Origin of the sequence: Lysobacter soyae (genome assembly GCF_019551435.1) — a bacterium.
In the GTDB taxonomy this organism is placed as follows: Bacteria; Pseudomonadota; Gammaproteobacteria; order Xanthomonadales; family Xanthomonadaceae; genus Solilutibacter; species Solilutibacter soyae.
Genome location: NZ_CP080544.1, coordinates 1,791,684 through 1,806,473 on the forward strand (window position 1 = coordinate 1,791,684; position 14,790 = coordinate 1,806,473).

Sequence of the window (14,790 nt, forward strand, 5' to 3'; positions counted from 1 at the left end):
GCCTTACTTACCCCCGATACCCATTCGTAATCGGATAACGCCTTTCCCGCCCAAACGCCCGTCGCGACACCTTCGGGCCCGGCGCCGCTTGATGGCGTTTCCATTCGGCAATGCGCACCAGCTTGACCACACGGTCGACAATCTCCGCCGCATATCCCGCGGCCACGATTTCATCGCGGGATTGTTCCTGATCGACATAACGCATCAGCACGCCGTCGAGCACATCGTAGGGCGGCAGTGAATCCTGATCTTTCTGGTTGTCACGCAGCTCCGCAGAGGGCGGCCGGTCGATGACTGCCGAAGGAATCACCTCGCCCGTGCCGACGGTGTTGCGCCAACGCGACAAGGCGAACACTTCCGTCTTGTACAGATCCTTCAACGGTGCATAGCCGCCGCACATGTCGCCGTAGATGGTGGCGTAGCCGACGGCATATTCACTCTTGTTGCCGGTCGTCAGCAACAAGCCACCGAACTTGTTCGACAAGGCCATCAACATGGCGCCGCGAATTCGGGATTGCAGGTTTTCTTCGGTCACATCGACGGGTTTGTCGGCGAAGGTTTCCGCCAACGTGTCGAGATAGGCTTGAAAAGGCTTTTCAATCGGTAGTGCCATCAATCGCACACCCAACGCGTCACATTGCGCTTGCGCCAAATCGTTGCTCAGGTCGGCGGTATAGCGGGAAGGCATGCGTACCGCGGTGACGTTCTCCGCGCCCAACGCATCGACCGCCAACGACAACACCATCGACGAGTCGATGCCGCCTGAAAGACCCAGCCAAACGTTTTTGAAACCGTTCTTTCCGCAATAGTCACGAATGCCACGCACGATCGCGCGCCAAGCCAAGGCATCGCGCGACTCATCACCATCGTCCTGCCAGAGGACCGGTTGGAAGCGTTTGGTGGTGAGGTTGTAATCCACCACCAGCCATTGGTCGGTGAACGCAGCGGCGGCCGGTGACGCCGTGCCATCGGCATCAACCACCACAGATGCACCGTCGAAGACCAAAGCGTCCTGACCACCGACCAAATTCAGATACGCAATGCCGGCACCCGTTTCACGCGCGCGCTGCGCCAGCAAAGCATCCCGCTGCGCATGTTTGTCACGTTCGAACGGCGAGGCGTTGGGCACAAGCACACATTGCGCACCGGCCGCGACCGTGCTGGCGATGGGTTCGGCGAACCACAGGTCTTCGCATATGATCAGGCCGACACGTGTACCGTTGACCTCGAACACGCAATCTTCGCGGTCGGGGTCGACTTCGAAATAGCGGCGCTCATCAAACACGGCATAGTTGGGCAGTTCGCGCTTGCGATAAGTCTGCGCAATGACGCCATCGCGCAGCACACTGACCGCGTTGTAAACCACGCTGCCGGCCGCTTGCGGCCAACCGACGACCGCCACGATGCCATGGACCGACGATGCGATATCGGCAATCGCGTGTTCACAGTCCCGCAAGAAGCCCGGGCGGTACAACAGGTCTTCCGGCGGATACCCGCTCAAGGCAAGTTCGGGAAACACCACCACGTCGGCTTCGAATTGCGTGCGCGCCGATTCAATGAAGGCCTGGATGCGCCGCGCGTTTCCGGCAACATCACCTACCGGGAAGTCGAATTGCGCAAGTGCGATACGAAGTGAGTTGGCCATCGATCAGATTCCGTAAACCAGCATGTCCAGCGCCGCCATGATATCGCCCCGTTGCGACGAAAGGTCCGCCACCGACACCACCGGCATCAATCGATCAATGACGCCGCCGGCATGATCCGCGTGGATCATCGGGATCACGACGCGCGTTTCGATCGTGTCGATGAGGTCGCTTTGCACGTCCAGCAAGCAAGGAATCAGCCTTTTCGATGCCGTATCGGCATTGGCATAAGCGATGAACTGACTCACGCGCCCTGCTTGGCCAGAAAGGCACTCACGCGTTCACTCAAGGTCCCGTCCCGCTCGACCCTGGCGTTGTAGGCCTCGATCGCCTCGCGATTGTCCAATAGCCATTGCGCTCGCAAACGCGCGTGAACCGGGCTATGTCGTCCGGATTCCCAGGGATTTGAGCACGGCGGCCTGCGAGACGCCGGTAGTGTGCGTGGCTCAGTAGCACGTAAGCGGGTTGACCGCGTTCGGTGATGAAGACCTCGCTGAGACGTGCGGCTTTTTTGGCGGCGCCGATGTGTTGTTTGAATTCGGCGCTTGAGAGGGTGGTGGGGGTCATGGGGCGCCTCCTTTTCGTTTGATGATGATGCGCTTTTTTTAGGAGCGCCTCATCCGCCCCCTGCGGGGGCACCTTCTCCACGTAGTGGAGAAGGGAGACCTTTGCCCCTCTCCACGCAGTGGAGAGGGTGGCGCGAACGCGCCGGGTGAGGCGCTCTTCCCGCGTCAGAACCGCCAATCCACCCCAAGATGCGCCGCTTGGCTCTTGCTGTCCTTGCCCCAACGTCCTTGAACACCCGCACGCATCGTCACGTTCGGTGCCAGTTGCCATTGAATGCCGCTGTCGATGTGGAAGACATTTTGCGCCCCTTCCACACCCACCACATTGAACGGCACATTGCCGGAAACGAACTGCAGGGTGTCGCTCGATGCCCGTTTGTTGCCGACCACTTGCGTCCAACCGGCATCGCCGTACAACACGACACTGCCACGACCCACGTGTGCGGACCAATGCACACCACCGGTCAACAAAGTCCGGCGGTCGTCGGCATCGCTGCCGCGCAATGCCGTGCCACCACCGCTTTCGGCAAACGCATCGGTGCCGACGCGCACATGCGTCGCTTCCAAATACGGCATCAGGCTTGCACCGGCCCATTCAAAGCGATGACCCAGTTTCAAGGACACCGCGGTGGTGTTGCCGTCATAGCGCGCCATCGGCCCTTCCAGCAGGCCGCCGAATTCGACACTCCGATGCGTTTCAATGCGATGGTTGCCGCGCCACACGGTGCCTTCCAAGGCAACCGGACCGAGGTCCGCTTGCGCATAGGCACCGAAGGCGGTCGAATCGACTTTGCCGTGCGAGAAGCGTGCATTCAAGCGCACATCGGTGTAACCCGTAGCCACCGCCACACCTACACGCGCATGTTCGCCGGCCGCGAAATCCACACCGGCCATGGCGCCCACGGCATCGGCGCGCGAATCAGCCGCATTCGCATCGCCTTCCAGTTCACCGCCGCCACCGAAGGCACTCACCCAAGCATGCGTCCCGACATCTTCATGCGCGACCGACAATCGATTGCGAATACCATCGCGCCACAAGCGCGATTGATCGATCAGGTTCGCGCGCACATCGGGATGGATTTCACCCGACAGCTGATCTAAAGCCAACACCGCACCATCGGCATTCAAGCGGGTGAATGCCGTATAGACCGGATTGCCGATACCCAAGCCATCAAGTGCGTTTGCGACACCGACTTGATTCGGCGTCACTGCCACATCGGTGAACGCGACATCGTTCCGTTGCAAAGTGAGGTTGACGGCATTGGTCGTGTAAGCCAATACCGGATTCAAGAAGGCAAGGCTCGACGTGACATTCGAGAAAGTGCCGCTCACGCCACCAGCGGCGGTCAGAATCGTGTAGTTGGTACTCGCCGACCATGTGCCTGCTTGCGGCAAGACCTGCAGGCGTCCCGCCAAGCTCGCGCTGCCACCGACCACCAGATGATCACTGGTGCCATCGGGCAGTGCTTCGATTACCAAGGTGCCGCCGGAAGACTGAACGTAGTTGCCGCCGACCGTCAGCGTGCCCGGTGAACTGCCGGGGGATACGGTGCCGAAATTCGTCAGCGCGCCGCCGATGCGGCCATGGCCGCTGAGCGTGACGCCTTGTTCAACACGCGCATTGCCACCCAACACGGCGGCAGAACCCGCCGTCGGCCCCAGCACCACATTGCCTTGCAGGAAGGTCGTATTGCCTGCAAAGGCGGCACTGTTGCCGGTCAAGGTCAAAGTCCCAGCGCCCCGCTTCACGAAACTCCCCGCACCCGTCATCGTGTTGGCGAGTGTGAAGTTGTCGCTGCGATCAATCACCAACGCTGCATTGTTGGTGATGTTGCCGGCCACCGAACCCGTAGTGCCGCCGTTGCCCAATTGCAAGGTGCCACCACTGATCATGGTGTTACCGGAAAAGGTGTTGTTGGCCGTCAGAACCAGCGTACCCGCATCGGTCTTGTTGATCCCTGTGGCACCGCCGATGACGCTGGCAATCGTCGCGGTCATGTTGGATGCCGCCGTCGTGCCATCGCCCACACGAACAGTGCTCACACCTGCAGGAGTCGGCAGCAGGTTTACCGAATCACCGGCCAAGGTGTAACCACTGCTCGCAAATTGAAGCCCCGTGGCCCTCACCGCGCCGGCCGATGCATCCACCGTCACCGTACCCGGAGTTCCACTGAAAATCGCAAAGCCCGGTTGTGGTGCCATCGCACCGGAGAGATCACCGTTGGCATTCGACCAATTCGTGGAAGTCGAAGTCCAGGTGCCGCTGCCGCCACCCAGTTGGCCCAACGTCGCCGTGCCATCGCCATTCCAGAACTGCACCGTGACACCGGTGGTGTCGAGCAGATTGATTTGCCTGGATGCGGTCAATCGTTGCAATGAAACCGTCTGCCCGGTTGGCGTCGTGCCCAACACGAGACCACCGTTTGTTTCCGTCAACGTGCCACCCCACGTCAACAAGGTGTACATGCCCGGACCCATCCCACCGGCATCCGTGAGATTCATCGTCGCGCCTTGCAAGTTCAGATTGCCGCCGACATTGAGGCGGTCACTGGTGCCCGCTGTCTGGAAGTTGGCACCCGGTGCGCCGATTTCAAAATCAAGCACGCTCCCTTGCGCGGCCGTGAAATCACCCGCAACAGTCAACGTGCCAAGGCTGGTGCCCGGGGCAAGGTGTGCACCGTTGTCCAACGTGACGTTGCCACCGATCGTGCCGTGACCACCCAAGGTGCCCCAGGTTCCGAACGCCGCATTCGCGCCGACATGTACGTCCCCACCCAAAACGGCCGCGCTACCCGCCGCATCGCCCACATTCAATCGACCGAGATCCACCGTCGTGACACCGGCAAATGCACTGCTGTTGCCGGTCAATGTCAGCGTGTTGACATTCGATTTTTTGATCGAACCATTGCCTGTGATCGAACCCGCATAGGCGATGTTGTCGCTGCGGTCCATGACCAACGCGCCATTGTTAGTGATGTTGCCGGCAACCGAACCCGACGTGCCGCCATTGCCCAATTGCAATGTTCCACCGCTGATCATGGTGTTGCCGGTGTAGGTGTTGTTGCCCGTCAAAATCAACCTACCGGCGTCGGTTTTGTCGATGCCGGTCGCGCCGCCAATGACGCTGGCGATGGTTGCGGTCATCGTTGATGCTGCGGCCGAACCATCACCTACCCGCACTGTGCTCACACCTGCAGGTGTCGGCAGCAGGTTTATCGAATCACCGGCCAAGGTGTAGCCACTGCTGGCAAATTGCAGCCCCGTGGCCCTCACCGCGCCGGCCGATGCATCCACCGTCACCGTACCCGGAGTTCCACTGAAAATCGCAAAGCCCGGTTGTGGTGTCATGGCACCGGAGAGATCACCGTTGGCATTCGACCAATTCGTGGAAGTCGAAGTCCAGGTGCCGCTGCCGCCACCCAGTTGGCCCAACGTCGCTGTGCCATCGCCATTCCAGAACTGCACCGTGACACCCGTCGAATCAATCAGGTTGATCTGCTTGGCCGTCGCCAGACGTTGCAGTTGAACGGTATGCCCTGAAGGCGTGGTTCCAAGAATCAAGCCGCCGTTGGATTCTGTCAACGTGCCACCCCAGGTCACCAGCGTGTACATACCTGGACCCATCGCGCCGGTATCGATCACATTGAGCGTGGTGTTGTCGAAGCTCACATTGCCGCCGACGATCAGACGATCGCTCGTACCCGCGGTTTGGAAATTCGGTCCGGGCGCACCAACTTCAAAATCCAGCACACCATTGGTTGAACTGTAATCACCTGCCACGGTGAGTGTGCCGATGCTATTGCCCGGATTCACATGGCCACCGGTAACGGCAACGTTGCCTGTCAGTGTGCCGTGCCCGCCCAACGTACCTGCGGATGTCACCGTGACATTGCCACCGAGCTTCGCTGCACTGCCCGCGGTGTCACCGACAATCAAGGTACCGGTCGATACTTGCGTGCTACCAGTGAACGCACTGTTGTCACCATTCAAAACCAGCGTTCCGCCGGCAAGATTGCGAACATTGCCCGCACCCAAGAGCACGCCATTGAGCGTTGTCGTGCCGGTACGACGGAACGCCAGCGTGGAGCCCGCGGTGATGTTGACGTTGCCATTCAAACTGCCGGTTGCATCGAAGTTTCCGACATTCAGGGATGTCTGCAATGCCAGATTGATTTGGGCTGCATTCAAGGCGCCCGTCAAGGTGGCCGTCGTGAACGGCCCCAAATTGAAATTGCCTGTCGTGTTGACCGTACCGTTGATTGCCAGGTTGCCCGCGGTTGCAATCGACAGACTGCCTGCATTGAAATTGCCTAACGCCGAGATCTGGTTGCTCAGATTGTTGAAGCCGGCACCGCCCGAGACATCACCGGTGAGAATGCCGGTACGCACCACGCCCGTGGCCGCCACATTGCCTGCGCTATCAGACACATTCAAGCCATTCGCTGCAGTGACATTTGCGAGATTCATTTGCCCCGCGGCGCGCAAATCGATGTTCGCGCCGGAGAGGTTGCCGCTCGTGGTAAGTCCCGCACCGGACTGCAAGCTCAGATTCGAAGTGCCGGTATCAATATTCGTCGTCGGCAAAGACAACGCGCCTCCAGCCGTCAATGAAACGGCCGCATTGGTGGCATTGGTCAACGCAGTCACATTCAAACTATTGACATCGCTGACCTGGATTGAACGTCCCGTCAACGACACAGCGCCTACGAAATCATTGTTGGCGTTCGACAAGGTGATGTCACCGGACGCGGCATTCAACGTGCTGGTGCCGCCCACAACCCACGCACCCGATTGGCCAAGGCTGCCCTGCGCAGACGCATTGAGCGCGCCGGCGATGTTGGCGTTTTGCATGCCGAAACTTCCGGCGATGGACGTGGCGGTGAGGCTTGCGGCGTTCACCGTACCGAGATTCAGGGTGCCCAGATTGGTGATGGCGGTGGTGCCGCCGGTCAGATTGACGTTGCCCGTGAAGGCATTGAGACCGCTCAGATTGATGGCGTTCGAACCCGCGTTGAAATTCGACGTGCCACCCACCGTGTAGACACCTGCGGTTTGCGTGATCGATCCCGCCGTGGTGCGAATCGACAACGGGCCGGTCACGGTGACATCCGATGTAGTCACGCTGCCGCTGCTGACATCCAAAGCACTCAGGGAAACAGGGCCGTTGAAGGCAGTCATGCCGTTCGTCGACGTGGTCAACGCATGCGCGCCTGACATGCTGTTGTTGAAATTCAAATCACCGCTTGCAGTGCTGGTGAGCGTTGCATCCGCGCCCAGTACAAACGCATCGTTGTAGGTTTGCGCGCCTGATGTCGTGATGTTGCCGGACACAAGGGTCTGGCCACCCGCATCGGTTGAAAGACCGGCCAAAGCGGTTGTGCCGCCGACCGCACCATTAAAGCGGGTCGTGCCGGCGGAGTTGAATGACACTACGTTCGCGCCGTTCAACGTGCCGTTGAAAGTGAGATCACCACTCGAGGTGCTTGTGAACGCCAAATCGGCATTGACCCTTACCGGTCCATTGAAGGTCTGCGCGCCGGGCGTGACGATGTTGTTGAACACATGAATTGCCGTCGGCGAACTCACTTGCAGATTTTGAACATTGAGCGCGCCCAATGTGATCGCACTATTCGCGACCAGCGCCGCCGAATTGCCGGTCATGGCGACCGAGCCAGCAAAGGTATTGCCCGCGTTCGTCAAGCTGATATTGCCGGTGCCCGCATTCAACACCGTATTGCCGGTGACGTTCAGTGCACCGCCCTGGGTCAAACTGCCATTGTTCGAGTTCAGCGTCAGGATTCCGCCCACGCTGCCCGTGCCGGCATTCAATGCACCGTGACTTGTTGCAGTCATATTGCCATTGGTGCTCAAGCTGCCAAGCGTCAGTGCATTTGCATCATTGATTTGTGCATTGCCCGCCGCGGTCACATTGACCGTGCCGGAAAAATCATTGGCCGCATTCGTGAAGGTCACATTGCCGCCGTTGGACCGAAGCGACGTGTTGCCGGCCAGACTTACCGCGCCGTTACTCAAAACATTGCCCGCGGCCGTAGCACTGACATTGCCCGCCACACGCATGTTGCCCAATGCGACGGCGCCGCCGCTGGTCACAGTTAGCGCAGATAGCGGTGCGGTGCCACCGGTGATGCCATTGAACGAGACGATGTCCCCGGCGTCGATGGTCAGCGCATAGCCCCCGTTCAAGGTGTTGTTGAAACGCACGATGGAATTGCTTGCCAGCGAGGTATTCGCGGTGAGCACGACCGGGGTGTCGAAGGTGTAGCTGCCCGTTGCCGTGAGCGTCGGACCGGCGAGTGCTAGGGTGCCGAAACCCGTCGTCCACAAACCGCCTGCGCCCGACACCGGACCGGCGAGCGTGAGTGTCCCACTGGTGATGCGGAAGAGTCCGCCCGTGGCGCCCAGCACCATGTCGTTGAACAGCGTGAAGGACGCGCCTTGATTGTCGAGTGCGCCACCATTGTGCGTAAAGGTCCCAGTACCGAGTGCCGCGCCGGAGGTGATGCCGAGGTTGCCGCTGGTCAGCGTCAACCCGCCGCTGAAGGTATTGGCACCGGTCAGGAGCAGCGTCGCCGGCCCTTTCTTTTCGACGCTCCCGTTCCCGGTGATCTGCGCATTGTGCTGGTAGGACGTGGCTGTGTTGTACACCAGGGCCGCCCCTGCATTCAGGCTAACGACGCCATCGCCAATGCCGCCACCCGGCGTGACCCCGTCCCCCAACTGAAGTGTGCCCGCTTGCACTTGTGTGGTGCCGGTCCGACTACCCCCGCCGAGGTAAATCATCGTGCCCGCACCTTGCTTGATCACGGCGCCCGAACCGGACATCTGGTTGTTCACGGAGAAGACGTCGGAGCGATTGAAGATCAGGTTCCCAAAATTGGAAACCGCACCGCTACCCAAACTGCCCGTAGTGCCGCCATTGCCCACTTGCAGCGTGCCGGCGTTGATTTGTGTGAGACCGGTGTAAGTGTTGTTGCCTGCGAAGACCGTGGTACCTGAGCCGCTTTGTACCACAGTACCCGCGCCTGAAATGCCGTCAGTTCTTGTGAATTGGTCCGCATTATCGAACACCAGCCTGGCGCCTGTGGCAACGTCAATCGCACCTGACAATTCGCCATGCGTGGTGCTGCTGCCGACCTGCAGCGTGCCCGCCGAGATCACAGTATTGCCGGTTCGTGTCGAATTGCCGAGCAGCGATAGCGTACCCGTCCCCGTCTTGGTCAAAGTGCCCGAACCGTCTGTCGCCTTGATCGAGTTGTTATTGGTGGACGTATTCCAGGTTACCGCGCCGTTGTTGATCAATGCGCCGTTGATGTTCTGGTTGTTGGCATTCGAATTGACGGTCAGGCTGCTTCCGGCGAACGTCTCGATGGCGCCCACGATGTTGGAGCCGGCCTGCATGTTCAGGGTGTTGTTTCCACCCGTCACCAAAAGTGCATCGCCGGCAGTACCTGCCGATGCGCCCGTACCGCCTGCACCGGCAGCACCGCCTTGCAAGGTGCCACTGTTGCTGATGGACAAGTTGTCCCCGGTGATGGCGTGTCCGCCACCCCCACCGCCGCCGCTGTAAGCGCCAAGGCCTCCTGTTCCGCCCGCGCCACCGGTGATCGTGCCCGTGTTGTTGATGGTGAGTGCACCGCCACTGACCGCACTGCCGCCACCCCCACCACCACCGGCATATGCAAAGTCGGCACCATGGCCACCGGCGCCGCCGGTTATCACGCCCGTGTTGCTCAGCGCGCCGCCAGTGACAAATTGGATGCCCGCACCAGCGGCGCCGCCCCCGCCACCGGTTCCGTCGAAGGTGCCCGCACCGCCCGCGCCGCCGGTGACATTGCCTGTTCCCGAGACAGTGACGGAGACGTTGGCGCCGACGTACACGCCCGGCGCGCTGATGCCCCCCCCGCCCGTTGCGAAAGTGCCTGCCGCGCCGGCGCCCCCTGTGACCGCGCCACTGACAGTGCCATTGGAAAAAAAGTAGGAGCCCACTGCGCCCGTGCCCGTGTTGATCGCATTGCCGCCACCTTGGCCACCGTAGCCGTTGGCCCCGTTGCCCGGGCCCGTCGGGCAATTCGTCGGATATCCGCACTCGCCGCCTGCGGTCGTATCCCCGCCTCTCCCATTAACGCCGCTCTCCCCGGCCCCACCGCGTCCACCAACCGATTGCGCGGCGGCCGGCAACCCAACTAACAACAAGCTTGTGCCGAAGGCCAGTGCGCAAGCGCGGCTCAACGGATGCCATGCATTGGCCCGCCGCCGTGCCACACGACCACCGCTACCTCCGGAGGACCGTTCCGAAACCACCTGCAAGCAACGCTTGGCGCAATTCCACACCAGACGATAGATATGATTCATTCCGATCCCCCTTGTTCGACCCAGATGCGGCGGCGTTCGCGCAACCGTATTCAAAGTGTACCCCTCGAACTTTTACGACGCAGGCGTATGGAATCGAGAATTTTTCCGTGTTTTATCGGTATCGGACACCGTTGAGAGAAAGCAAAAGGCCACCCGAAGGTGGCCTTTTCTTTCCCCCCTCTCCACAAAGTGGAGAGGGGGGCGCGAATGCGCCAGGGGAGGCGCTTTTACTTTGCAAGACGCTTAGCGATCGCCGCACCCAAATCACCCGGCGACTTCACCGTGGTGACACCGGCTTTTTCCATCGCGGCAAACTTGCCTTCGGCCGTGCCCGAACCGCCCGATGCAATCGCACCGGCGTGGCCCATGCGCTTGCCCTTCGGCGCAGATGCACCGGCGATGAAGCCGACCACCGGTTTGGTGACGTGCTTGGCGATGTACTCGGCAGCTTCTTCTTCAGCCGAACCACCGATTTCGCCCACCATGATGATGCCTTCGGTTTGCGGATCTTCTTGGAACAACTTCAACGCGTCGATGAAGTTGGTGCCGTTGATCGGATCACCGCCGATACCGATACAGGTCGATTGGCCGAGGCCGGCGTCGGTGGTTTGCTTGACCGCTTCATACGTCAAGGTGCCCGAACGCGACACGATGCCGACTTTGCCCGGCATGTGGATGTGGCCCGGCATGATGCCGATCTTGCATTCGCCGGGGGTGATCACGCCCGGGCAGTTCGGACCGATCAAACGCGCGTCCGGATACTGCTTCAACACGTTCTTGACGCGCATCATGTCGAGCACCGGAATGCCTTCGGTGATGCACACGATCACTTTGATACCCGCAGCGGCGGCTTCCATGATGGAATCGGCAGCGAACGGCGGCGGCACATAGATGACCGATGCGTCGGCACCGGTGGCAGCCACGGCTTCAGCCATCGAGTTGAAAACGGGCAGACCGAGGTGTTCGGTGCCGCCTTTGCCCGGGGTCACGCCGCCGACCACTTTCGTGCCGTAGTCGAGCATTTGTTGTGCGTGGAAAGTACCTTGCGAGCCGGTGAAACCTTGCACCAGCACCTTGGTGTTTTTATTGATCAGAACAGCCATTAGTTGAGTCCTTTGACGGCTTCAACCGCCTTCTTCGCGCCGTCGTTGATGTCGTCGGCCGGAATGATGGCCAAGCCCGAGTTCTTCAGCAGTTCTTTACCGGCATCCACATTGGTGCCTTCAAGACGCACGATTACCGGCACCTTGACGCCCACTTCCTTGACTGCCGCGATGATGCCTTCCGCGATCATGTCGCAGCGGACGATGCCGCCGAAGATGTTCACGAAAATGGCTTTCACGGTCGGCGAGCGCAAGATCAGCTTGAACGCTTCGGTGACTTTTTCTTTGTTCGCGCCGCCGCCGACGTCGAGAAAGTTGGCCGGCTCACCGCCGTTCAACTTGATGACGTCCATGGTGGCCATGGCGAGACCGGCACCATTCACCATGCAACCGATGTCGCCGTCCATGGTGACGTAGTTGAGGTCGTACTTCGAAGCCAACACTTCGGTTTCGTCTTCTTGACGCGTGTCGCGCATGGCGACGAGGTCGGCGTGACGGAACGAAGCGTTGTCGTCGGAATCGATCTTGCCGTCGAGCACGGCGAGGTTGCCGTCATCGAGAATGGCGAGCGGGTTCAATTCGACCAGCGCCAGATCTTTTTCGTTGAACAGTTTGTACAGGCCCAGCATGATTTTCGACAGTTGGCCGACTTGCTTGGCGTTCATGCCCAAGGCAAATCCGAGGTCGCGCGTTTGGTACGGCTGCAGACCTTCAACGAAGTTCACGTGCAGGGACTTGATCGCTTCGGGTTTTTCTTCGGCGACTTGTTCGATGTCCATACCGCCTTCGGCCGAAGCGATGAAGGTGACGGTTTGGGTGGCGCGGTCGACCAGGACTGACAGATACAGTTCTTTGTCGATATTGGTGGCTTGGGTCACCAGCACCGAATCGATCGGCAGTTCAACCCCGGCCGTTTGGTAGGTGGCCATCTTGGTGCCGAGCATGTTCTTGGCGTATTCACGCACTTCATCCAAGGTCTTGGCGAGCTTGACGCCGCCGGCCTTACCGCGGCCGCCCGCGTGGATTTGCGCTTTGACGACCCAGAAATCGCCACCGATTTCTTTGGCGACCGTCACGGCCTCGTCTGGGGAATGGGCAACTTTGCCCACGGGAACTGCAATGCCGTAGTCGGCAAACAGTTGTTTTGCCTGATATTCGTGGAAATTCATGGCTCACCGGTAGTAAGAAGGAAGCAAGCGCTGACAGGGTGCCCGGAGGCCGGGCGGCCGAACGCCGCGCGATATTGTCTCAAAAAATGACGCGGCGCGGCAAAAGCGCCTCATCCGCCCCTTTGGGGCACCTTCTCCATCGGAGATGGAGAAGGGAGAGCTGTCCTTATCCACGGAGTGGAGAAGGTGGCGCGCAGCGCCGGATGAGGCGCTCTTGAAGGCACTCTTCCCCCCACCCCGATATATTCAACCCATACCCCCCAGCCCCCGCCCCATGCTCAAACTCTTCCCCACCGCCCGTTTCGCCCACGACGGCAACCAAAAGGAGTTGTTCGCCTACAGCGTGTTCCGCGCCTTCCAAGCGAGCATGGTCAGCTGGGTGGTGGTCGGTCCCGGGCATGGCTGGTTCGGTGAAACACGACACGACGTGATCGGACCCTGGATCTGCATCGCGTATCTCGTCTACTCACTCGTCATGATCGGCGTGGCACGCAGCCACACGAAGGTGGCCACCCAGGTCGCCATCGGCACCCTCATCGATGTCGTGTTCGCCAACCTGGCGATCCGCATCCTGCCGGACGCATCCCCCGTCATCGCCATCATGTTGCTGTTGAACGTCGCGGCCAGCTCGCTGCTGATCTCGATGACCTTCGGCCTCGCCACCGCCACCCTCGCAGGCGCCACCTTCATTTTGCAAGGCGTTATCAACCAAGCGGTCGGCAGCGACTACGCCGTGCGCCCTATCGCTGAATCCATCGTCTTCGCCGCTGCCTTCGTCGCCACCGCACTCTTCGCCAATTCATTGGGAAGACGCGTGGTGAAATCGGAAGAGGTCGCGAAAGTCTTCAGCGAAGAAGCCCGCGACCTCGCCGCGATCAATGAAGTGATCATCCGCCGCATGCCGACCGGCGTCATCATTGTTGACGGCGAAGGCTATATCCAACTGGCCAACGAAGCCGCCATCGCCCTGCTCGGCGAGGCCGGCGAAGGTTTGCGCTCTATCGCCTTGTCGGCACCCAACCTCGCCGACCGCCTCGAACTCTGGCGCCAATATCCAACGGTGAAGTTCCAAGAGAGCGAAAACTTCGGCCCCATCCGCATGGGTCCCGACCAGCTGGAAATCGTGCCGAAATTTTTGCGCCTGCACGCGGAAGGCGATGAGGACGTGATCATTTTTCTCGATGACACCACCATCGCCTCACGACGCGCCGAAGGCATCACCCTCTCGGCACTGGGGCGTTTTTCCGCCAGTCTTGCGCATGAAATCCGCAACCCGTTGTCGGCGATCAGTTATTCGACTCAACTCTTGGAGGAGTCGCGCGACCTGTCGGTGATGGATCGCAAAATGCTGGAAATCGTTCGCCAGCAGGTCACCCGCGTGAACGGCATCATAGAAAGCGTGCTCGGCCTTGCCCGCCGCGAACGCGCACTGCCCGAGCCCATCCAACTCGGTACCATCGCACGCGAATTCGCCGACGAATACGTGCGCAGCTACCCGCTCGATGCCGATATATTGAAAGTGGATTCGCCGGACAATCCGCAAGCCATGGCCGATCCGAAGCACGTCCACCAAATCCTGCAGGTGCTGGTGAGCAACGCCCGCTACTACGGCCGCAAACCCGGCGAACCCGCGCGCATGACCATTCGCGCCTTCATGGCCGGCAACACACCGATGCTCTCGGTCATCGACCAAGGCCCCGGTATCAGCGAAAAGGATCAAGTGCAGCTGTTCCGGCCCTTCCACACCACGTCGCCGCACGGCACCGGCCTCGGTCTGCACATTGCCCGCGAGTTGGCGCGAAGCAACGGCGGCGACCTGCGATACAAGCGTACGGGCGTGGGCAGCGTATTCGAACTGTCGCTGCCGGATTCGCTGGCGCTGCGTAAGACCTGACCTACGCTCGCGCTATCATGGCTGGACTCAATGGAATGAAAT

The 14,790-nt window shown here is 60.3% G+C and carries 7 protein-coding genes; 1 reads left to right on the forward strand and 6 read right to left on the reverse strand.

Annotation, left to right across the window (positions count from 1 at the left end):
- Nucleotides 1-7: 7 nt before the first annotated feature.
- The 6 genes from H8L67_RS08680 to sucC form a co-directional block, all read right to left on the reverse strand.
- Nucleotides 8-1,645 (reverse strand): NAD+ synthase, encoded by a 1,638-nt coding sequence (locus tag H8L67_RS08680; RefSeq protein ID WP_220379438.1) that lies wholly within the window; start codon nt 1,643-1,645, stop codon nt 8-10.
- Between the two features lie 3 nt (nt 1,646-1,648).
- Nucleotides 1,649-1,891: a CcdB family protein gene (locus H8L67_RS08685; protein WP_220379439.1), complete on the reverse strand. Its 243-nt coding sequence runs from the start codon at nt 1,889-1,891 to the stop codon at nt 1,649-1,651.
- Complete coding sequence (locus H8L67_RS10395) at nt 1,888-2,007, reverse strand: type II toxin-antitoxin system CcdA family antitoxin (RefSeq protein WP_350339433.1); 120 nt, start codon at nt 2,005-2,007, stop codon at nt 1,888-1,890. The genes H8L67_RS08685 and H8L67_RS10395 overlap by 4 nt, the downstream gene beginning before the upstream one ends.
- Nucleotides 2,008-2,374: 367 nt before the next feature.
- On the reverse strand, nt 2,375-10,582 hold the full coding sequence (locus H8L67_RS08695) for an autotransporter-associated beta strand repeat-containing protein (protein WP_220379441.1): 8,208 nt from the start codon (nt 10,580-10,582) through the stop codon (nt 2,375-2,377).
- Between the two features lie 227 nt (nt 10,583-10,809).
- Nucleotides 10,810-11,685 carry a succinate--CoA ligase subunit alpha gene (gene sucD, locus H8L67_RS08700; protein ID WP_220379442.1) on the reverse strand — a complete coding sequence of 292 codons (876 nt, stop codon included), beginning with the start codon at nt 11,683-11,685 and terminating at the stop codon, nt 10,810-10,812.
- Complete coding sequence (gene sucC, locus H8L67_RS08705; protein ID WP_220379443.1) at nt 11,685-12,854, reverse strand: ADP-forming succinate--CoA ligase subunit beta; 1,170 nt, start codon at nt 12,852-12,854, stop codon at nt 11,685-11,687. The genes sucD and sucC overlap by 1 nt, the downstream gene beginning before the upstream one ends.
- A gap of 274 nt (nt 12,855-13,128) precedes the next feature.
- On the opposite strand from sucC, the gene H8L67_RS08710 reads away from it, so the two are divergent.
- Nucleotides 13,129-14,748, forward strand: coding sequence for a sensor histidine kinase (locus H8L67_RS08710; RefSeq protein ID WP_220379444.1), 1,620 nt, complete (start codon nt 13,129-13,131; stop codon nt 14,746-14,748).
- Nucleotides 14,749-14,790: the final 42 nt, after the last annotated feature.

Coding starts and splice junctions, on each gene's coding strand:
- H8L67_RS08680 (WP_220379438.1), bottom strand. CDS start 1,645: ATGGCCAACTCACTTCGTATCGCACTTGCGCAATTCGACTTCCCGGTA.
- H8L67_RS08695 (WP_220379441.1), bottom strand. CDS start 10,582: ATGAATCATATCTATCGTCTGGTGTGGAATTGCGCCAAGCGTTGCTTG.
- sucD (WP_220379442.1), bottom strand. CDS start 11,685: ATGGCTGTTCTGATCAATAAAAACACCAAGGTGCTGGTGCAAGGTTTC.
- sucC (WP_220379443.1), bottom strand. CDS start 12,854: ATGAATTTCCACGAATATCAGGCAAAACAACTGTTTGCCGACTACGGC.
- H8L67_RS08710 (WP_220379444.1), top strand. CDS start 13,129: ATGCTCAAACTCTTCCCCACCGCCCGTTTCGCCCACGACGGCAACCAA.